The 19,994-nt window shown below is 57.1% G+C and carries 22 protein-coding genes; 8 read left to right on the top strand and 14 right to left on the bottom strand.

Features of this window, described 5'->3' with window-relative positions; translation table 11 throughout:
• Position 1 precedes the first annotated feature (1 nt).
• Genes trbI through trbB form a run of 11 tightly spaced genes read right to left on the bottom strand, consistent with a single transcriptional unit; the run spans position 2 to position 9,521 of the window.
• Positions 2-1,297: an IncP-type conjugal transfer protein TrbI gene (gene trbI, locus O4H62_RS25295; protein ID WP_269391665.1), complete on the bottom strand. Its 1,296-nt coding sequence runs from the start codon at positions 1,295-1,297 to the stop codon at positions 2-4.
• A 12-nt stretch (positions 1,298-1,309) separates the two neighbouring features.
• On the bottom strand, positions 1,310-1,753 hold the full coding sequence (gene trbH / locus O4H62_RS25300; protein WP_269391666.1) for a conjugal transfer protein TrbH: 444 nt from the start codon (positions 1,751-1,753) through the stop codon (positions 1,310-1,312).
• 3 nt (positions 1,754-1,756) lie between these two features.
• Positions 1,757-2,587, bottom strand: coding sequence for a P-type conjugative transfer protein TrbG (gene trbG, locus O4H62_RS25305; protein ID WP_269391667.1), 831 nt, complete (start codon positions 2,585-2,587; stop codon positions 1,757-1,759).
• Positions 2,588-2,602: 15 nt separating this feature from the next.
• Complete coding sequence (locus O4H62_RS25310) at positions 2,603-3,265, bottom strand: conjugal transfer protein TrbF (RefSeq protein ID WP_269391668.1); 663 nt, start codon at positions 3,263-3,265, stop codon at positions 2,603-2,605.
• A gap of 24 nt (positions 3,266-3,289) precedes the next feature.
• Complete coding sequence (trbL, locus tag O4H62_RS25315) at positions 3,290-4,447, bottom strand: P-type conjugative transfer protein TrbL (protein ID WP_430538521.1); 1,158 nt, start codon at positions 4,445-4,447, stop codon at positions 3,290-3,292.
• Positions 4,448-4,472: 25 nt separating this feature from the next.
• Positions 4,473-4,649, bottom strand: coding sequence for an entry exclusion protein TrbK (trbK, locus tag O4H62_RS25320; RefSeq protein ID WP_269391670.1), 177 nt, complete (start codon positions 4,647-4,649; stop codon positions 4,473-4,475).
• Positions 4,643-5,449: a P-type conjugative transfer protein TrbJ gene (gene trbJ / locus O4H62_RS25325; protein ID WP_269391671.1), complete on the bottom strand. Its 807-nt coding sequence runs from the start codon at positions 5,447-5,449 to the stop codon at positions 4,643-4,645. The genes trbK and trbJ overlap by 7 nt, the downstream gene beginning before the upstream one ends.
• Positions 5,442-7,877 carry a conjugal transfer protein TrbE gene (locus O4H62_RS25330; RefSeq protein ID WP_269391672.1) on the bottom strand — a complete coding sequence of 812 codons (2,436 nt, stop codon included), beginning with the start codon at positions 7,875-7,877 and terminating at the stop codon, positions 5,442-5,444. The genes trbJ and O4H62_RS25330 overlap by 8 nt, the downstream gene beginning before the upstream one ends.
• Before the next feature lie 10 nt (positions 7,878-7,887).
• The gene (locus tag O4H62_RS25335) at positions 7,888-8,187 is read right to left on the bottom strand and encodes a conjugal transfer protein TrbD (RefSeq protein WP_269391673.1); all 300 of its coding nucleotides are present in this window, start codon (positions 8,185-8,187) and stop codon (positions 7,888-7,890) included.
• On the bottom strand, positions 8,180-8,566 hold the full coding sequence (locus tag O4H62_RS25340; RefSeq protein ID WP_269391674.1) for a TrbC/VirB2 family protein: 387 nt from the start codon (positions 8,564-8,566) through the stop codon (positions 8,180-8,182). The genes O4H62_RS25335 and O4H62_RS25340 overlap by 8 nt, the downstream gene beginning before the upstream one ends.
• Positions 8,556-9,521 carry a P-type conjugative transfer ATPase TrbB gene (trbB, locus tag O4H62_RS25345; protein ID WP_269391686.1) on the bottom strand — a complete coding sequence of 322 codons (966 nt, stop codon included), beginning with the start codon at positions 9,519-9,521 and terminating at the stop codon, positions 8,556-8,558. Before trbB ends, O4H62_RS25340 begins: the two co-directional genes overlap by 11 nt.
• Positions 9,522-9,900: 379 nt before the next feature.
• On the opposite strand from trbB, the gene repA reads away from it, so the two are divergent.
• The 5 genes from repA to O4H62_RS25370 all read left to right on the top strand — a co-directional run bounded on the left by repA (position 9,901) and on the right by O4H62_RS25370 (position 14,513).
• Positions 9,901-11,091, top strand: coding sequence for a plasmid partitioning protein RepA (gene repA, locus O4H62_RS25350; protein ID WP_269391675.1), 1,191 nt, complete (start codon positions 9,901-9,903; stop codon positions 11,089-11,091).
• Positions 11,092-11,178: 87 nt separating this feature from the next.
• On the top strand, positions 11,179-12,171 hold the full coding sequence (repB, locus tag O4H62_RS25355; RefSeq protein WP_269391676.1) for a plasmid partitioning protein RepB: 993 nt from the start codon (positions 11,179-11,181) through the stop codon (positions 12,169-12,171).
• A gap of 156 nt (positions 12,172-12,327) precedes the next feature.
• Positions 12,328-13,566, top strand: coding sequence for a plasmid replication protein RepC (gene repC, locus O4H62_RS25360; RefSeq protein ID WP_269391677.1), 1,239 nt, complete (start codon positions 12,328-12,330; stop codon positions 13,564-13,566).
• Between the two features lie 288 nt (positions 13,567-13,854).
• Positions 13,855-14,103 (top strand): plasmid stabilization protein, encoded by a 249-nt coding sequence (locus tag O4H62_RS25365; RefSeq protein WP_269391678.1) that lies wholly within the window; start codon positions 13,855-13,857, stop codon positions 14,101-14,103.
• A complete protein-coding gene (locus O4H62_RS25370; RefSeq protein WP_269391679.1) occupies positions 14,100-14,513 on the top strand; it encodes a type II toxin-antitoxin system VapC family toxin in 414 nt (137 codons plus the stop codon). Before O4H62_RS25365 ends, O4H62_RS25370 begins: the two co-directional genes overlap by 4 nt.
• A 55-nt stretch (positions 14,514-14,568) precedes the next feature.
• On the opposite strand, the gene O4H62_RS25375 is transcribed toward O4H62_RS25370, so the two are convergent.
• A complete protein-coding gene (locus O4H62_RS25375) occupies positions 14,569-15,771 on the bottom strand; it encodes a site-specific integrase (RefSeq protein WP_269391680.1) in 1,203 nt (400 codons plus the stop codon).
• 394 nt (positions 15,772-16,165) lie between these two features.
• Between O4H62_RS25375 and O4H62_RS25380 the strand changes: the two genes are divergently transcribed.
• The 3 genes from O4H62_RS25380 (at position 16,166) to scpB (ending at position 19,082) form a co-directional block, all read left to right on the top strand.
• Positions 16,166-17,065: a hypothetical protein gene (locus O4H62_RS25380; protein ID WP_269391681.1), complete on the top strand. Its 900-nt coding sequence runs from the start codon at positions 16,166-16,168 to the stop codon at positions 17,063-17,065.
• Positions 17,066-17,436: 371 nt separating this feature from the next.
• Positions 17,437-18,390 carry a DUF1403 family protein gene (locus tag O4H62_RS25385; protein WP_269391682.1) on the top strand — a complete coding sequence of 318 codons (954 nt, stop codon included), beginning with the start codon at positions 17,437-17,439 and terminating at the stop codon, positions 18,388-18,390.
• Between the two features lie 2 nt (positions 18,391-18,392).
• The gene (scpB, locus tag O4H62_RS25390; RefSeq protein WP_430538522.1) at positions 18,393-19,082 is read left to right on the top strand and encodes an SMC-Scp complex subunit ScpB; all 690 of its coding nucleotides are present in this window, start codon (positions 18,393-18,395) and stop codon (positions 19,080-19,082) included.
• Positions 19,083-19,143: 61 nt separating this feature from the next.
• Here scpB and O4H62_RS25395 read toward each other — a convergent pair whose 3' ends face one another.
• Positions 19,144-19,488 (bottom strand): helix-turn-helix transcriptional regulator, encoded by a 345-nt coding sequence (locus O4H62_RS25395; protein ID WP_269391684.1) that lies wholly within the window; start codon positions 19,486-19,488, stop codon positions 19,144-19,146.
• A gap of 11 nt (positions 19,489-19,499) precedes the next feature.
• The gene (locus O4H62_RS25400) at positions 19,500-19,751 is read right to left on the bottom strand and encodes a type II toxin-antitoxin system RelE family toxin (protein ID WP_269391685.1); all 252 of its coding nucleotides are present in this window, start codon (positions 19,749-19,751) and stop codon (positions 19,500-19,502) included.
• Positions 19,752-19,994 lie beyond the last annotated feature (243 nt).

Below are 19,994 nucleotides of genomic sequence, written 5' to 3' on the forward strand. Positions count from 1 at the left end.
ATCAACCACTGTATTGTCCGGGGAAGACGATATCCTGGTCAACCAGAACATTGAACTTGTAGCCTGGTCTGATCCGGATCGTGGGCTGCACATTCAGGCTCTTGGTGATGGTCTGCTCGGCGACGCGGCCGAAGGTCTCCGCGAAATTACGCCGGGCTGCGTCTGAAGCTGTATCCTGGGTAGCGAGCGTGGAGCTCTCGGCAACCGCCATGTCGATACCCGTCCCGATCAGTGCGACGAGCGCTGCCGATCCGAAGGTGCGAAGATAGTGGTTGTTGACCTTGTCGGCGAAGCCGCTGTACCCCTTCGAGTCCGCACCAGCCATTCCGCCGATCTGCAACGTCGAGCCATTCGGGAAGATAATGTCCGTCCAAACCACGAGAACCCGGCTCTGGCCAAACGAAACCTTGCTGTCATAGCGACCGAACAGTTTGGTCCCCTGCGGGATCAACAGAAAGTGGCCGGTGGCGCTATCGTAGACGTGCTGGCTCACCTGCGCTGTGATCCGGCCCGGCAAATCGGAAATGATGCCGGTAATCATCGTCGCCGGGATGACTGAGCCGCGCTTTAGCTCATAGCGCGACTGTTGGGGAACCACCCGGTTCGGCAGGTAACCAAGATCCTTGATGTCGGCGTTGAAGAAGTCTTGTTTCGAAGTCTGGCCGTTCGGATCGACGTTCTGACCCATGAGACCGGATTTCATGGCCGTGGCATAGAGATCAGAGGCGCTGCTGGTGCTGGTCGGTTGCCGGTCAGATGTCCGTGTATCGGTCGGGATATTTCCGAGTTCCGAGATTTTGACCTTGAGCGGCGAGTCCAACGCCGTTGCGCGGGCCTGGAGGCTCGCCATGCGTTGGCGCTGCTGTTCACGAAGGACCTGCTCGCGTTGTTCGCGACGAAGCCTCTCCAGCCATTCTTCCTCCGATTCCATCCGCGGCCGGCGTTCTTCCCGGACCTGCCGCTTTATCTGCTCTTCCTCAACCGGCGTGGTTTCCACCTTTGTCTGGGTTGGGGGCGCGGGCTGGAATACGGGCTGCTCTTCGCGATCGCCGATGATGCCGTCTTTCACCCCACGCTTCATCTGATCAGCGAAGGTCGAAGCCGGGACGTTTGAGCCTGCTTCACTTGGGTTTTTTTCGCCAAACCGCAGTCCACGGGAAGAGATGCCGTAGACCAGTACGGCGGCCACGACCACCGTGATGCCAATCCCGAAGAAAACCGGCAGACGGTTGAGCCTTTTCATGCCTTTTTCTTGCGTGGTGTTGCTCGGATTGCCGAGCTGGAGCGACTGTACCATGATCGCCTTTCCTCAGCTTCGCTTCATCAACGAGAGCGGGCTCGACGGCGTGGCGCCGCTAGCCGAGATCGCATAAGCCCGGCCAAGCTCGAGCGTTTCAGTGGATAGTCTCGCCAGAACCTGTCCGTCGAAGTCGACCAGGGAATACGCCAACTCGATCGGTTTGGTGTTGTCGTTCCCTGAATCAGCCGTGTCATCCGTCAAGACAGTAAAACCCCAGCCCTTCAGCGCGGCTTCAAGCGCAGTCGAAAAATCCGATGTGTCCGTATGCAGCTTGATCGCGGTGGTGGTGGACCCGGCCTGCTCGGCAAAGCGTCCGGCCAGATCGCCAGCGATTGCGCTTGCTGCCGGGCCGGACACAGTGGAAGGCGCAGCACTCGTCGTCAGGGCGTCGTTCCCGGTCTGACAACCTGATAGGATAAGGGCGGCAACGAATGGCAAAAGGTTCAAGCGCATCGGTCAGTCTCCCCGCCGGATAGTGATCTTCTGCTGGCGCCAGCCGACGCCCGAAACAAGAATGGCTTTGTCGACGTTGTAATCGACAATCATCATGTCGTTCTTCATGCGGTAGTTGACGATCCGGTTTTTCCCGCCCGAAACCACGAAGAGAATCGGCGCGTCCTGGCCAGAGAGGATGCGCGGAAACTGGATGTAGGTCTTCTGACCATCCGAAAAAACGCGCTTTGGCTTCCAGGGCGCGCTGCCGCTCAGCGCATACGAGAAAGCGAGGTGCTCCGGTGGCACGCCACCGTCCGGATTTGTCATCGTTTGGATGCGGGCGTTGATATCGGACAGCTTCGTTGCGGCATCTTCAGGATACTCGAAGCCGACGCGGGCCATGTACTGGTTTGGGTGCGATTTAAGCTGGATGTGATAGGTGCGCCTTGACGTTGTCACCACCATCGATGTGATCAGACCCGGTTCCGACGGTTTGACGATCAGGTGAATTGCCTGACCTCCTGCAGCACCTGATGTTGCCGGTTCGATTTTCCAGCGCACTGTGTCGCCCACGAGCACGTCGCGTACAATCTCCCCGCCTTGTAGTTCGATGTCACAAACCTGCAATGGTGAGCAGACAACAGAAGGCTGCGTTTCACCGAAGAGGAAGATGACTTTTCCATCAGCGCCGGTTGTCACCAGTCCCCGCTGGCCGCGCCATTTGTTGGAAAGGGTAGTTCCCTTCGCTTCATTGGTTGTCAGGCTTTGTGCAGAGCCCGATGTCGTTCCCACACTCCAAAGAGCGAACGCCGTCACGCAGCAGAGTGCTGCCCGGTGTATCCTTGTATTCATTGAATTCCCCTGCCCTTACAGTTGCGCGGTCCAGTCGAAGTCCTTGACGTAAAGGCCGATCGGATTGAGCCGTATCGTTGCCTCGTCCTGGGGTGCAGTGATCGCGACAGTCGCTATGCCGCGAAATCTGCGTTTGGCGATTTCCTTGCCCTTTCGATCCCGCTCATACTCGGTCCAGTCGATCTGGTAGGTCTGGTTCGACAGTGCGACGATGTTGTTCACCTCGATGGCGACGGTGGCGTTCACCGCCTTTTCGAACGGAGAATTGCCGCGGAACCAGGCGTTGATCTTCTGGGTCGACGGATCGCTTGTTCTCAGAAGCGCATAGGTTCTGTCGATATATTGTTTCTGGACGACGGCATCCGGGGTTATGGAGCGGAAGCTCGTAATGAAGCTTCCGAGCGTCGCCCGGATGACCCGGGCATCGGCATATTCGATCTGCTGCGGAAATCCTGCCGAAACGGTGTTCCCGAGTTTGTCGACCTCGACGATGTACGGCACGAGTTTGACCTGTGTGCTCAGGTAAAGTGCGTACCCAAAGCCGATTACGGCCATGCCGAGGCTCAGAATTCCGACCGTTCGCCAGGCCGAGGCCGCTCTGACATAAGAGCCGTATCGTTCTGACCACTCTTGCCGTGCGGCAAGGTACGGGTTTTCCGGGGCGCGTGGCGCTGCCATATGAGTTTCCTTGTCTACAGATTACTATTTGTCCTGGCGTTCAGGCGGTTGGCCCGGCAAAGATCCCTTGCCACGGGCTTGATCCAGTTTCGCGTTGGCGAGGCCCAGGATTGAACCAGCATAGGCGCCGGGTGAACCAATAGCCTTCTCCTTTGCCGCGGATCCTGCGGCTTTTGCACCGGATCCAAAGCTGGCGCCGATTCCGCGAAGAGTAGCGCCGGCGACGGATGATCCACCTGCACGCGCCGACTGTGCTGCTGCGAATCCAGCTCCCGCAGCACCCGCCGTCAGAAATGCGGCGCCGGTCGCAAAGGAGGCTGTCTGCCCGCCATGGCGGATGGTTTCCATTCCGCCTGTGACTGACGCGCCTTGGACCACGCCCTGGATGATATTTGGCACATACATCGCGATGATAAATACCACGACAGCAATGCCGGCGATCGCGAGCGCAGTCTGAAACTGGTCTCCGACATTTGGTTCGTTCGCAAGTCCGATGAGAACCTCGGAGCCGATGCGGGAGATCATCACGAGCGCCATCAGTTTCATGCCAACCGAAAAAGCATAGACCAGATAACGGACGGCGAAATCCTTGGTGAAGGATGAACCGCCGAGGCCAAGCATGATCATGCCCGCAAGAAGTCCAAGATACATCTCGACCATGACGGAAACAAAAATTGCGGCGACGAGAGAAAAAGCAATGACCGTGACAACCATGGCGAATGCGGCCGAGATCGCCAGCGCATTATCCTCGAAAAGGCCGAACTGCACCTTCTCAGACATTTTCGTCGCCACTGTCAGGCCAGCATTGAAAACGTCCGCAGGAGAAGCCGTCCCTCCGCCGGCGCCAATCTGAAAGAGGCTGTCGACGACAGCCTTGGCGAAGGCTGGGCCTTGAGAGAGGACGAACGCGAAGAAGCCGACAAACATGATTCGGCGAACAAGCTCGGCGAACCAGCTATCAAGGGATGCTGCCTGCAATGCCAGCCAGACAGCGGCAAGTCCGATCTCGATAGTGGCGAGGATCCAGAATAGCGATTTCGCCGCATCCATGATGGTGGTCTCCCATCCCTTGGCAGCGGTAGTTATTTGCGTTTGGAGCGATGTCAGAACCGAGCCTTCCTGCGCAAGCGCAGGGTGAGTAATCATGACAGGAATGGTGACAAGAAGCAGAGCCAGCCGCATTTCGCCGATGGAGGTTGTCATTGGTTCACCATTCGATCTTCATCTTCTCTCCGCCGGTAGTCGGATAGGATTTCGACGAATCGAAAAACTCCACGCGGCGATGCTGTGCCTCCTGTTTCTCCGAAATCACGAACCAGAAGCCGGTGGCGCCAATGGCGAGCAACGATGCGATTGCAATCAGAATGAGTTTCGTTCTCACCATTCCACCTTCATCTTTTCCCCGCCGGAGGTGGACGGTGCTGTGCTGCTGAAGAATTCCTCGCGCCTAGTCTGCGCGAGATCCTTGTCGGTCTGCTCGCTTTGCAGCCAGGTTCCCATCATTGTCATCTGCTGGGAAACCAGGCCCCGCAGCTTCTGCATCTGCGCAACCTGCTGTGCTGCAATCTCGTGGCCGACCTGAAGGGCTTTCACCTGACCGTTGGCCGACTCCGACATATTTCGAAGCGAGCTCATCGTGCTTTCCTCGCTGTCGAATTGATCGGCCGTCAGGCTTGCTGCTTTCAGCGTACTTGCGACGGTGTCGCGATTGGTTTCGGACCAACCTGCGTAGTACGACGACAGGTCGGTTCCATTGCTGGCTGCGGCTTGCAAATCGGCATAGGATTGAAAGCGCTGTTTCAGGATGTCGTCCGCGTTTGCCATCGAAAACGAAATGCTCTGACCCTGATCCACGATACTGCGAAGTCTATTGAGGTCGCCCTCGACCTGCCCCCATATGTGCTCAGGCAACTGCGCTGTATTTTGCAGCATGTTCTCGTAAATCCTCATCTGGTTCTGGATTTGCTCGGCCAGCTGGCTGATCTGCGTCAGCTGATTGTCGACCTGCAGACCGGAGCTTTTCAGAAGGTCGACGAGCTGTGCATTGTTGGCAAGCTGTGTCCACTCGGTTGCTGCGCCGGTCGCCGTGCCGGCAAACGCCGGCGGCGAAGCGCCGATGGCGAGAGCTGTCACAATCGCGACGGTTACGGTTCCCTTTTTCAGCGATAGCCTGTGGTCAAGCATAGCGATTGATCCCTCTTTCGATGAGCCACTGGGTCGGCCAGGCTTTGACGTGAATGGAGACAAGTTCGCGGATACGAGCGAGGTCGGCTTTGCCTGACGCTCCCACGAAGGAAAGGGTGACTGGTCCGAGAGCCATGTCGAACAGCCGGCGCCCGTCAGGAGAGGTCACGTAATATTCCCGCTTGGGAATAGCGGCCGAAACAATCTCGATTTGACGGGGATTGAAGCCGATGCGTTCGTAGAAGTCGCGGGTGCCAGCCTCGCGCGCAGCACCGTTTGGGAGGCATATCTTCGTTGGGCAGGATTCTTTCAAGACGTCGATAATCCCCGAGCGCTCCGCATCCGAGATCGATTGGGTGGCGAGAACGACGGCGCAGTTGGCCTTGCGAAGCACTTTCATCCACTCGCGGATTTTGTCACGAAAGACGGGGTGGCCGAGCATGAGCCATGCTTCGTCGAGAATGATGAGGCTGGGCGCCCCCGTGAGCCGCTTTTCGATCCGGCGAAACAGATAGGTCAGCACCGGCACTAGATTTCGCTCGCCCATGTTCATCAGTTGCTCGATCTCGAAGCACTGGAATAGATCGAGGGTGAGCGCATCCTGTTCGGCGTCGAGAAGCTGGCCCATGGGGCCATCGACCGTGTAGTGGTGGAGCGCATCTTTGATTTCGCGCATTTGCACGCCGCTTACGAAATCCGACAGCGACCGGCCTGGTGCTCCCGCCATTAGACTGATTTGCCGCGATATGGCGTTTCGATGATCCGGGGTCACCGCAACACCCTGCAGCGAGATGAGCGTTTCGATCCATTCGGAGGCCCAAGCTCGGTCTGTGTCGGTTGAGAGGTCTGAGAGTGGGCAAAAGCAAAGGCCTGCCCCCTCCCCCTGATCACCGCCGATTTCGTAATGATTGCCGTGGACCGCGAACGTCAAAGGCAGCATGGAGTTGCCCTTGTCGAAGGCGAAAACCTGCGCTCCGTCATACCGGCGAAACTGCGCCGCGATCAGCGCAAGAAGTGTTGATTTGCCCGAACCGGTAGGGCCGAAAATCAAGGTATGCCCCACGTCGTCGACGTGAAGGTTCAGTCGGAACGGTGACGATCCGGAAGCCACTTGTGTGAGTGGCGGCGCGTCGGGTGGATAAAACGGGCACGGCGCAATTGGACTGCCCGACCATACGGAGTTGAGCGGGATGAGGTCGGCAAGGTTTCGCGTATTGATCAGCGGTTCCCGGATGTTGCAGTACCAATTGCCCGGTAAGCTGCCGAGGAAAGCGTCGGTGGCATTCAAGGTCTCGATCCGCGCGCCAAATCCTTCGGCCTGGATTAGCCGTCGAACGGACTCGGCTTTGTCGCCCAGGTTTTCTCTACTCTCGTCGAACAGAATGATGACCGGCGTGTAGTAGCCAAAAGCGACAAGCTGCGAGGAAGCCTCTGCAATGGCGTCCTCCGTTTCCGCAACCATGGCCATGGCGTCCTGGTCAACCGATCGGCTCTGGGTCTGGAAGAGTTGGTCGAAAAACGGCCGCACCTTTTGTTGCCATTTTTTGCGCGTCCGCTCCAACCGTTGCTTTGCTTCCTCGGCATCAAGGAAGATAAAACGCGACGACCAGCGATAGGTGAGTGGCATGAGATCGAGGCTGTTCAAAATGCCGGGCCAACTCTCTGCCGGTAATCCGTCGATAGCAATCACGCCGAGGAATCTGTTTTCAACCTTCGGGGTGAGGCCGTGTTCAAGCTCCGCTGTTGCCAGCCAGTCGAGGTACATCGGGATTTCGGGCAGGCGCACCGGGTGGTTCTCACCGGTAATGCAAAACCGGATGAACTGAAACAACTCATCATAGCGGGCAATACGGGCGCCATCGCGCTCTGGCGCCTCGCGCGTTCGCATGCGCTCGATGGAGATGACGTTGCCGAGATACTGCTCGATCTCCCGGATGGAGCGCCGGAAGCTGTCGAGGACCGTATCGGCATAGGTCGCCGTTCGGCTCTCCGTATCCGAATAAATGTAGCGAGTGACGCCCGAACGTCGGCGCTCAGGCGGGCGATATGTAAGGACGAGCGCATGCCGGCTCTCGAAATGCCCACGCTCTCGTTCGAAGTGTTTGCGCCGCTCGTCATCGATCATGCGTGTCACGAGATCGGGAAAATGACTGCGCTCAGCGGAGGGATAGTCAGTCGTTGGAATGCGCACGGCTTCGACCTGGATCATCCAGCCGGAACCAAGCCGTGAAAGGATCGTGTTGATCTGGCGGGAGAGTTCGCTGCGCTCAAAATCCGTTGCGCTCTCAGAGTCCGGGCCGGCAAAGTACCAACCTGCCATAAGACTTCCGTCCTTGAGGAGAATGATGCCGTTGTCGACCAGTCCGGCATAGGGGACAAGATCAGCGAATGAAGGCGCTGACGGGCGAAGGGAACGCAAAGCAACCATCACAGCACCTCTAGAAACGTCGCCACGGCGACGACGTGGGCAGGTAGTGATGGCGGTAGCGCAGATGCCGCACGTAGACCTGACGCATGAGGGGGTCGGCCTTTGCCATCATGCGCAATGCACCGACGATCACGAACCAGATGGCAATGCCGAACAGCGCCGAATACAGGGTCAGGACGACGAAGATCAGGATGATCGCCACCAACCCTGTGACAAGCAGGAGCTCGCGGTCTGCTCCCATCAGCAGGTTCGGCCGAGAGAGCGCGCGGTGAATGCGATTGCGTTGGAGTGTGGATTGCGGCTCACTCATGTGCCCCCTCCCCTCTTATCGACCTCTGCGAAAAATCACCTTGTGCACCCGTCCCAGCAATGCCGATCGAAGCTCCGGTCGCACCGAACAGCCCGACGATCGTCGTGGCTCCCAGCAGGATACCGGCGACAAGCACGATGTAGACAAGTCGGCGCGCGAAATCGTTGAGTTCGCCGCCAAATATCAGCATCCCGCCGGCAATCGCCATGGCGGCCAACGCAATCGCTCCCGCAACCGGCCCCGTGATGGATTCCTGGATCTGTTCAAGCGGGCCTTCCCACGGAAGACTTCCCCCGGAGCTGGCGAGTGCCGGCGCTACGGCGACGGCGCAGAAGGAAGCAGCGAGCAGGCCCAGGTGCAAAGTGCGATTATGCGGCATGAATGTCCTCGTATATTTGAGCATAATGTTCTGTCTGATACCGAGTGCCGTTGAAGCCCTCGACATTGATTACATCCTTCACTCGCCTTCCCCGCCCCGCGCGTTCGATCGAGATGACGAGATCGACGGCCTCCCCGATTACCGCCTGCATTGGCTGTTGGCTGACCTCGGCTGTCAGTTGCTCCAATCGGCGCAAAGCAGACATGGCGGTGTTGGAGTGGACCGTGGTTACGCCACCGGGATGGCCTGTGTTCCAGGCCTTCAACAGTGTCAGCGCGGCGCCATCGCGGACTTCGCCAACGATGATACGGTCAGGACGAAGCCGCATTGTGCTCTTGAGCAGCCGAGCCATGTCGATGGTGTCACTTGTATGCAGGCAAACCGCGTTTTCTGCAGCGCAGCGGATTTCTGCGGTATCTTCAAGGATGACCATTCGATCGTCCGGCGCTGAGGCAATGATTTCTGCAATCACTGCATTGGCGAGTGTCGTCTTGCCAGAGCCCGTGCCGCCAGCAATCACGATGTTGAGGCGGTTCGCGATCGCGTTTCGGATCACCGCGGCCTGTGCTTCTGTCATCACGTTGTCAGCGACATAGTCGTTGAGCGGAATGAGCTGAGACGCTCGCCGGCGGATCGTAAAGGTTGGTGACGCCACCACAGGCGGCAAGAGGCCTTCGAAGCGGTGCCCGCCAATTGGAAGTTCGCCTGATATTATCGGGCGCCCATGATCGGCTTCGGACTGGAGGGCATGGGCAACTGAGCCGACTACGGTTTCTGCAACGCCTGGCGCCATCTCGCCAGCTTGAGCGATACCTTGGCCCAGCCTTTCTATGAAGACCTTTCCATCAGGATTGAGCATGATCTCCACGACACCTGGATCGTCAAGTGCGTCACATAGGCGGTCACCCAAGGCTTCCTGCAGTTTGCGGACAAGGCGGGAATGCGATTGAAGCATTTGAAGCACTGTCTCCTCGTTGATTGGTTCGCGAGGAAAAAAGCCTGACCCAGCGGTCTTGTCCACGTACAAATTTGTACCTCGCGATTCTCCCGCGGTTCCGTCACGGTTACGCAAATCATCGAGTCAGCGGCGTTTTGGACGCATTTAAGCAGGCATTGGCTGTGGGGGCCTTTCGTATGGAGAGGCGCAGTAGGGAAGCTAACGGTATGAAAATGCAGGTGGAATATAAACCAGAGCTGGATAGAAACGATTGCGTTAAGATTCTGTTAACCTTAAATTTCTTGCAGCTATCGCAGAATCAGAACTATAGTTGCGCAAATTTCAGCGCATAGGGCAAATTTGCGAAAATGTCCTCTTATGGGAACTAGTTCACGAAATGAATGATCATGCTGCAAACCGTTTCGATTTCGAAATCGCGGAACAGGGTACCAAGATTTCGAATGCGCTGAATATGCTGAGAATGCAGCAGTATCCACCTGATGCACGCAAGGGATTGCGAAAGTTTCAGATTGCTGAAGTAGCCGATCTAATTGGCGTTACACAAAGCCACCTGAGGCAACTTCATATTGAAGGCAAAGGCCCAGAGGTCGAAACGATAGGTGGGCGCCGGTTTTACACTGCTAGCCAAATGCTCGAACTTCGCGATTATCTTGAATCCAATAAGAAATCCGATAAGAGATTCTATGTTCCGCGACGGAAAGAGGGCGAGCCTCTCCAAGTCATATCCGTTGTCAATTTTAAGGGTGGCAGCGGGAAAACTACGACGGCGGCACACCTCGCCCAATATCTTGCTCTGACAGGCCATAGGGTTCTTGCGATAGACCTCGACCCACAAGCATCGCTCACGTCAATGTTCGGCATTCAGCCGGAGCTTGATGAGACCGCTTCATTGTACGAGGCGCTGCGGTTTGATGACGAGCGGAAACCGATTGCTGAAATTATCCAGAAGACGAACGTGCCGAACCTGAACATTGTCCCGGCGAACCTTGTTTTGCAGGAATATGAATACGATGTGCCTTTGGCCATCTCAGGAAAAAAGGGGGAGCAGGGCCGCCTCTTTCACATGCGTATTGTAAATGCCTTAAAGGAGGTGGATTCCGATTATGACGTAGTGATTATCGACTGCCCTCCCCAACTCGGCTATCTGACCATCACTGCTTTGATGGCTTCCACGGGTATTTTGATTACCATCCATCCTCAGATGCTCGATATCATGTCAATGAGCCAGTTCTTGACTATGCTCGGTGGGATCCTGACATCAATTGCCGAAGTCGGTGCAGAGATTCGGGTGAAGTGGTTTCGCTACTTGATAACGCGCTTTGAGCCGACAGACATACCGCAGGCTCAGATGGTGGGCTTTATGCAGTCCATGTTCGCTCAGAACATGCTGAATTGCCACGTTCTGAAATCGACTGCGATTTCGGATGCTTCTATCAGGAAACAGACTTTATACGAAGTTGACAGAACTGATTTCGTTCGCGCGACATATGACCGAGCGATGGAGAGTTTGAATGCATCAAATGGGGAGATTGCAGATATCATCCACAGCTCATGGGGGCGCAGATGATGTTCTATTTGTCAGCCGGTTTTTTTGCTCTTTTTCTCAATGAAAGCTTATGTTTAGTGGATTTGACAGCAAAACGGGAGGTTATGAATGTCTCGTAAGAACCCCTTCGATGCGATCGATATTGCCGCTCTGTCCGGAGCGCAGTCTACGAAACCAGGATACGGTATGACGGGTGCTGCGAAGACTGTTGTGCGTTCAATCGAGGAAATGGCAGAGAATACTAAGAAGCTTATGGATGGGGAGATAATTATCGATCTCGATCCTACGCTGCTTGATGATTCATCCGTATCGGATCGCCTCTCAACTGAGGACGACGAATTTGAGGAGTTGAAGAAAGCAATTAGGGATCACGGGCAGTCCACCCCAATATTGGTGCGCCCGAACCCGAATGATGGTCAACGCTATATGGTCGTCTTCGGGCACCGTCGTGCACGGGTGGCCAAAGATCTTGGGATCACGGTAAAGGCGGTCGTGAAAAGGCTCGATGATATCGCGTCCGCGGTCGCACAAGGACAGGAGAACTCTGCACGATCTAACTTGTCCTTTATCGAGCGAGCATTTTTCGCTCAAAATTTGCTTTCGCGCGGAATGACCAAGGATGTCGTAAAGTCCTCTATCGGGATTGATGACGCGATGTTGTCAAAAATGCTCAGTGTCATCGAAACCGTCCCTGCCGAGATGCTGACGATGTTGGGTGCTTCAAAGAAGATTGGCCGCGATAAATGGCTGAACTTGAGGCAGATGATACTGAACCCGTCCCATTTGAGTGCTGCGCAGGAATACATTTCAAGCGCGAACTTCGTTCAAATGGCCGAAGATAATCGTTTTGATGCGCTTAGTGATTATCTTCGCCGCTACAAAGTGAAGTCCGCAGCGAAGACTCCGAAGAAGACCCAGAGCTCAAAGTCCTGGACTTCTCCCGATAGCTCCGTGAACTTTGTAATGAACTCGCGGTCGAAGAAGGTCGCAATGGAGTTTACTAACTCCGAAGCGAGACCTTTTGGCAACTGGCTGTCAGATCATCTTGATCGCTTGTATGATGAATACCGGCGGTCCAAACCTCAACATAATGGAGACTAAACCGCAAAAGAAAAAGGCCCCCAAACGGCAAACCGTGGAAGCCTTCCTCGTCATCTGTAGCAAGATCGAGAATCGCACTTCCACGAAACCTAGTCAAGAGTCTTTGGCGCCGTTTTGGCGAGAGTTTTTCTATTGCCTTTAGAAAGGTGAGAGAAAATGCAGATAACGAACGTGACGACGCCCTTTGGGCGGCGGCCGATGGCGCTTGCCCTTTTCAAAAGGCAGCTTCAGACGGCTGAATTCAAACCTGGCAAGCCGGTCGAGAAATGGAAAGTGTTCCGTGATGCCTGCGAGGCCCGGGAACATCTGGGACTTCAAGACAGAGCGCTCGCGGTCCTCGACGCGCTGCTGACATTCTACCCGGAACCGGAACTCAATTCCGAGCATGGGCTCGTGGTGTTTCCCTCGAATGCTCAGCTCTCGATCAGAGCTCACGGCATCACCGGAACAACACTACGCCGACATCTGGCAGCACTGGTTGAAGCGGGGTTGATACAGCGCCGCGACAGTCCCAACGGAAAACGCTACGCCCACCGCGATCGCGAGGGGGAGATCGAACAGGCGTTCGGTTTCGATCTGACGCCGCTCCTGGCAAGGGCTGCTGAGCTTGCAGCGCTCGCCCAGGAAATTGCCGCGGAGCGTTTGCGTCTCCGGAGAACCAAAGAGGCATTGACGATCTGCCGGCGAGACGTCCGCAAGCTCATCACCGCAGCCATAGAGGAGGGCGCAGAGGGCGACTGGGACGTCATTGAGGCCATGTATGTCGGGCTCATCGACCGCTTGCCACGCAATCCGGACCGCACTCAGGTTGAGGCCATCCTCGATGAAATGCAGCTTTTGCTCTCTGAAGTGATCAACATCCTGGAAAGTCAGGTAAAATCTGAAAATATGGATGGCAATGCTAGCCAGAATGGATGCCACATACAGAATTCAAAACCAGAATCCATCAATGAATCTGAACCTAGCTCTCGAAAAGAGCACGAAGAGAGAGCGCTGCAGGAACAGCATGCGCAGAACAGCGCGAAACCGGTACCGGTAGCGGAACAAATGAAGGTGTTCCCGCTGGCCATGGTGCTTCGGGCTTGCCCGCAGATCACTGACTACGGGCCGAATGGGGCGATTTCGCATTGGCGCGAGTTGATGACCGCGGCCGTGGTGGTTCGTTCGATGCTGGGCGTCAGCCCCTCAGCCTACCAGGAGGCGTGCGAAGCCATGGGGCCTGAAAATGCGGCCACTGCCATGGCCTGCATCCTTGAGCGAGCCGGGCATATCAACTCGGCTGGCGGTTATCTTCGTGATCTGACACGCAGGGCGCGTCTTGGGGAGTTCGGGCTTGGGCCGATGCTGATGTCGCTGATGCGAGTGAATTCTGGTGAGGAGCGCCAAACGGCATGAAGCGGCGGTCAAACGTGATCACGGCATGGCGCATCGGCATATTTGTCGAAAGGTGCAATGCGAGCATCGCTTCGCCTATCAACTGCTCAAGGTCGGTTTGATTTGCGTCGTGGCTACCGACCCTTCAGAACCGAGAAGCCTTGTGGTTTCGGAAAAACATTGCTGCTGAATCACAACGAAGCGAGTTGCAACGTTGGATTGGATGCGAGAAGTTGACGACACGCCATCGGCAGCCATCTTGATGGCAGTTGATTTTTACCCTATATTCGGTGTCAAAAGGAGCTCGATATGGCTGAACCACAACTTTCTGTTCGAAGCTCGAAGGCGCGAGATCTGGCCCACCGGCTTGCCCGGCGCGAAAACCGCTCGATTGCCGATGTGGTCGAGCGTGCGCTCGAATCCTATGAGGTTCGAGAAGCAGGTCGTGAACCCGCTTCTCTCTTCTACTCGCGCCTTACGACGCAATCTGGCACAGACATCAATCTGGAGTCAGTTGTCCGCGAGAACAGGCAACCGCATCAGGCTGTCGAGCTTTGATATTTCTCGACACCAATGTCGTTTCCGAAACCCTGAGGAAGGCACCCAACGAGGCGGTTATCGCCTGGCTGGTCCGACACGATGCAGAACTCGCGTTGTCGACGGTGACGATTGCCGAGATCGCCTATGGCATCCAGAAGATAAAGCCGGACCAGAGAGCCGATGGACTGGAGCGGGGGCTTGACGATTGGCGACGTCGTTTTGCGGATCGGATTTTTGGTTTGACCGAGGAAGCAGCCCTTGCCTACGGGGAACTCATGGGAAGTGCTGCACGTCAGGGACGAGGAATGTCGGCACCTGACGGGATGATCGCAGCTATTGCCCGCGTCAATGGCGGTCGCCTGGCAACTCGTAATCTGACCGATTTCGAGACGACAGGGCTTGATCTTACATCTCCGTGGGATTTCTGAAGCCTTTTTGGGACCCTTCCGTCGTGACCAGGGCAGGGTAGGGCGCGCGTGGTCTCTACAGTCCCGCAGCTTTTGTCAGGTTGACTCGGAACCGATCACGCCGTCTTTGGTATTTGCGGGTCATTTCCGCACTTGCATGGCCGAGTTGTTTCTGGACGTAGCGCTCATCGACTTCGGCTGACGACGCTAGACCGGCGCGCAACGAGTGTCCGGCGAATTTATGTCCGCGTTCAGTTTCCGATAGATCACCGCGCACACCGGCGGCCAGGGCAGTCTTCTTGACCAGCCGCGCAACTTCCTGATCGTTGAGGCGATCCGGCCCGACATCCTTGCCTTTGCCCGTTACCCGGCGAAAAAGTGGCCCCTTGGCCAGTTTGGCGAATTTGATCCAGGTCTCGATAGCGACGACCGGGCAGGTGGCGTCAGACGAGCCGCGGCCGACCTCAACCTCGCGCCAACCGGTCTTGCCCCGCAGGGTGATCAACAATCCTTTCTCAAGCATCTCAGTCCAACCGCGGCCATCGTCTGTGTGGTCGCGGCCGAGATCGAGTCCGGTGATTTCTGAACGGCGTAAGCCACCTGCAAAGCCGATCAACAGCATCGCCCGGTCGCGCAAGCCACGCAATGAACCACGATCAAGCGTTTCTAGCATGGCAATCAGATCTTCCGGTAGCAACGCTTCTTTCTGCCTGGGTGGGGCTGCGTGGGTGTTGCGAATACCGGCCATCACCGTCGCAATGGCGCGATCCTTGCGATCGAGCATCATGCCGCGTTGGGTACAGTTCCAGCCGATCGCAGCCAGGCGCCGCTCGATGGTCGAGACGCTGTTGGGCTTGCCGCTCCGGTTGCCCAAGGCACTGCCTGAGGCACAAGCTGTGATGTAGAGACCGACGACTTCTGGATCCGGGGGGAGGGGGGCCAGATTCTGGCGGCGGCACCAAGCCGCAAAATGCTTCCAGTCGCTGGCATAGGCGCGGCGCGTGTTTGCGGAAGACGCCGCCTCGACATAGGTGCGGGCGCGATCGGTCAGGTCGCGGAGATGAGCCGGCACGCCGGCATTGATCTCTGCAAGAGGGGAGGGGAGCCCGGCCGGCGCCTGTGCCGCCGGAACTTCACCGGAAACCGCCGTGCTGTCAGACGGCGCTGAGCACTCCTGGGCGTCATTTTTGGTGTTTTGCTCGACGATATGGGCTGTCGTTCGCGTTTTATCAACGGACGGCAACTCATTGATCTCGCACGAATCAGGTTTTTGGTTCATTTCCGGATTCTAGCCGAATCAGCGGATTTTTTGTAATATTCGAGCGGACGAACTTTACGGCGAGGCCGCTGTGGTTCACGGACCTGACAAAGATACCATTGATGATGCCTCCTGGAGTGAGGCGGTCGCAAGGGAAGTTGTGATCCGAACGCTGGTTTCGATCGATAGCCCAAGCCGGTCCGATTTCCTTCGAGCTTGTCATGAGCTCGGCCTCAAGCGAACCCGGCTTTATGAGCTGATCAAAGTGTATAGGCCGTCACCATTGCCTATTGATGACAGGGTTCCAGCGGCTGGCCAGACGAAGGTTTGGGCACAATTCTGCGGTGTCGATCCCAATCGGCTGTATCGTTTGTCATTGAACTGGCTTTACCCGCGACGCACTCGAGCTTGGTACATGAACACTGGACCGGAATGGATACCGTCGACGCTAACCGGGTCGACCCCGGTTTGTCTGCGCTGTTTCGCTGCCGATCAATCCGCAGGGCGCGACGGCTATTTGCGATCCGGCTGGGTGCTCGCCGAACGCTGCATCTGCTCTGTTGATGGCGAGCTGCTGCTTGATCGCTGCCAGTCGTGCCATCGGCATCTTTTTGTTGCTTTTCGCCTCCTTGAGGGGCGCGCGCAGCCAGTCTGCGGCTCTTGCGGCTCGATTTTGGCCGACAGGGGAGGGGTGCGCGACCGACTGCACGACCAAAACCTGATGCTCAGCACGCTCGCCATCCAGCAGCGGATCACGGCGAGTGTGGATCGTGGATATCCTGAACAGCAAAGGTTTGAGGAGGCGCTTGCGATCCTCTGGGCGCCGCTCGATCATCCGGCCGCCGCGCGGCCCGTATTGGCGCTGTGGCTAAAAGAAGCGGGCTGGCGCTGTCCCTACGATGTCCGGCATGCAGTTGGCGCCGCAGCTCCGCTCGGTCAGTTGCCAGTGCGCTGGCGTCTGGTGACGCTGCTTGCTCTCAACGACTGTTTCGGCACTGATTTGGCCGGGGACGGGGAAATGCCACCTTTGGCCGTTCAACTGGTCCGGCGCGCCGCGCCGCGGCAGTGCCGCCTCCCAAGGCCAGGCCGACGGCCGCATGTTCAGGCGCTGAAGCGCTCCCCGGCCGAGTATGAGCGCCTGGCAATGCAAATCATAGCTGATCCGCGTTGGATCGCCGCGGAAAAACTATCCCGGCGAAAACGCGAGGGTGTCCGGGCACTCCTGATCGATGCTGCGCTTGCCGGGAACTTGGCGGCAGCGCACGGACCAACATTGTTGTCCCAGTCGAGCAACGGAGAGGAGATTCAGATTTAGTGAGACTGCGCACTTTAACCGGGAGTCTCACGAATTCCGACTCATCCAGTCTCACAATGGTGCGCCAGATTTCGTCCGGGAGATGATTTACGTTGATTTCAGCCTTCTGCTCGACGACAGAGGCCATCCTCGGCCAGCAGTCCGGGAATTGGCCGCAAACCCGGTCCGCTCAATGAACGCGAATTCTCGTCAATCTGACGCTCAAAAGGGGCTGTCCGCCGGTGAAAAACGAGCGACATGGGCCATTCCCTCTATAAAGAGCATAATGAACGATAATACAATCTTATCATTCATAAAAGGATCACGACATGCCGTGCGGATAATGTTGAAAATGATAGCCTAAACCGCACGTATGGTGTAGCGTCACGGATATGGATTCGCTGCCGCCAGCCATATCATCAGACCGTTTCTGGTCGCTCCGCCTCCCGAGCTGGGCGTTGTCGCGGGGTCGTGATGTGACCGAGACGGACGCCGCGTTTGCTGCCGGCATCGCCCTGAAATCGCTTGACGATCTGGTTCGGCTGGATCCCGTCTGGGCCGGCTGCTGGCGCTCGCGGCAGGCGCTCAAATGCGCCGCCGCCGCCGTACGGCTGATGGGCCGCAACGTGGACGAACACGCTTTGCGTGACGCCACGTTGTTGACCGCTCCGGGGGATGATCCCGGACCTGCCGGAAACCTGTTTTTGGCCATGCAGAAGGTGTCTGGCCGGACCGGCGGAGTGAGGACGGCGTTCGTTGAGGAACTAGCAGGCCTTTTTGCCCTTAGATGGGATGACGCTCTTGCCAGTGTTCCCGATCTGACGGATGCTGCCCTTCAGTCCGGTCGAGCGGCGCCTTTCGCAGTGGCGGACCTGATAGGTGCGATTTGTGCCGTTCGTCCCGACGCAGAGGTCTTGGCGTTCGCTCTCGCTGATCTCGTCCTGGCCAATAAACTCAACTGGTCGAGGCCCGTCCCGCTTCTGATGGCCGAACGGTATGGCCCAGCTTTCCGCACGATCGGGGGCAGGGGGCGCGTCCGCCCCGGCGAAGTGGCATTCGCCACGGCGATGTGTTTGGCGTTGGTCGACGGCACAGAGGCAGCCTTACGGTCAGCAACGGAAATTGCCCGCCGAGCTGACCAGCTATTGGCCGTAGCGCCAAAACTGCGAACCAAGGGTGCGGAGCCAGTGATACAGACATTGCTCGATGAGGATGCGATTGCAGCATCCGCACCCGGCAGTGGTCTGTCCCGTTGGGCGAGCACGCGTATGTTCGAACGGCTTCAGAGTTTTGGCGCTGTGAGAGAGCTGTCCAGCCGATCGTCCTTCCGGATTTACGGCCTATGACAATGTCCGAAGCCAAACCCGCAAAGTCGTCCCGCAGTAAAGAACAAACAAAACGGACAGCCGAATGGCTGTTTGATCGGGAGCTCGGGGATCTGCCGGCAGATCTGCGCTGGCGGGAATGGATGATGCGGGTTGAGGCGGTGATCTTTGCCTCGGCCGAGCCAGTGACGCGTGAGACCCTGGCGCGCGTTGTCGGCAAGGATTGCAGTATTGATCTGCTGATCGACGATCTGCACGAGGAACTTCGTTCCCGGCCCTATGAATTGGTATCTGTCGCGGGTGGTTGGCAGCACCGAAGCCGTACGGCTTACGCGGATGCGATCCGGGCATCTCAGACGCCGACGCGGGGCGGGGCTGCGGCTCTGTCCGAGTTCGAGGCGATGGTGCTTATGGCGATTGCGTATTCCCAGCCCATAACGAGGAGCGAGCTGTCGAAGATTTTTGGCAGGGAGGTCAGCCGTGATGTCATCGCCTCGTTGCGCAGTGCGGGGTTCATTGCATCTGGGCCGCGAAGCCCGACCCCGGGGGCACCCTATACCTATGTTACCTCAAAACACTTCCTGTCAGCCTTCGGCATGGAGACCTTGCGTGACCTGCCCGACATCGAGGCGCTGGAGGACGCGGGGTTGCTGGATGCCCGTATACCCTTGGGCAAATGTTTTGCGGAAGAAAGTCCTGAAGAAGACGAGTAGGACGAGCCACCGCTTTCGGAAACGATGCGCAGCGGACCCAACAATCGCAAGAGGCCAGAAGTCAGTCTGCCAGATCGTCCAGTGTGACCCCAAGGGCATCTGCCAAAGCGCGCAGGGACGCGATCGACCCCTGCTTGCGACCGGTCTCTATCTCGGCAATGGAGACGCGGTTCACACCGGCCTTTTCCGCCAGCGCCGCCTGGGTCAAGCCGCGCAGATCACGATAGACGCGCAGTGGGCTTTCGCCATTCATCAGGCGGTTTGCAAAGCCTTCCGGGATCAGTTCGTCCTCGCCCGCTGCCAGCGCCGCTTTGGCGCGATCATAGGTTTGAAGGTCGGCCAGATCTTCGGCTGCCGCCTGAAGGCGATCATATTCTTCGCGGGGGATCGTCACCATCTCGTTCATGTCATACCCTTTCAATCATAAATGCCGCCGCGGGGGCCTATATCCAGAATGGCCAGGACATTGTCTTGTTCATCCATGATTACCCGCCAATCGCCCACGCGCAGTCGGATCCCATCTCGCCCCTTCAAGGACTTCACATTGTTCGCCTGCGAGGCCGGGTCTTGTGCATAGGCTTCGATCTTGGACCGGATCAGTTTAGCCTTGTTCACTGGCATCCGGCGCAAGACCCGAATGGCGATCTTCGTATAACTGATCTGCCTCATTTTGTAGCTATGGGCGACATTCAGTCGAGAGTCAAGAGGTGGTCGCTAAAAGCTACATGTTCGCAGCAGATCCGACTGCGCAATGGATTGCTGGGCATCGTCAAGTTAGCCCGTGAATTTCTGTGATTTCAGTTTCATGAGGCGATGACTTGCTGATGATCGACGGGGGGAGTGGGAAAAAGGTGGGGTTCAAGCCGCAAGGGCAATCTTAGCTTGCTTGAGCCGACCATCGGCAACCGCTGC

Origin of the sequence: Parahoeflea alexandrii, from assembly GCF_027214025.1 — a bacterium.
In the GTDB taxonomy this organism is placed as follows: Bacteria; Pseudomonadota; Alphaproteobacteria; order Rhizobiales; family Rhizobiaceae; genus Hoeflea; species Hoeflea alexandrii_A.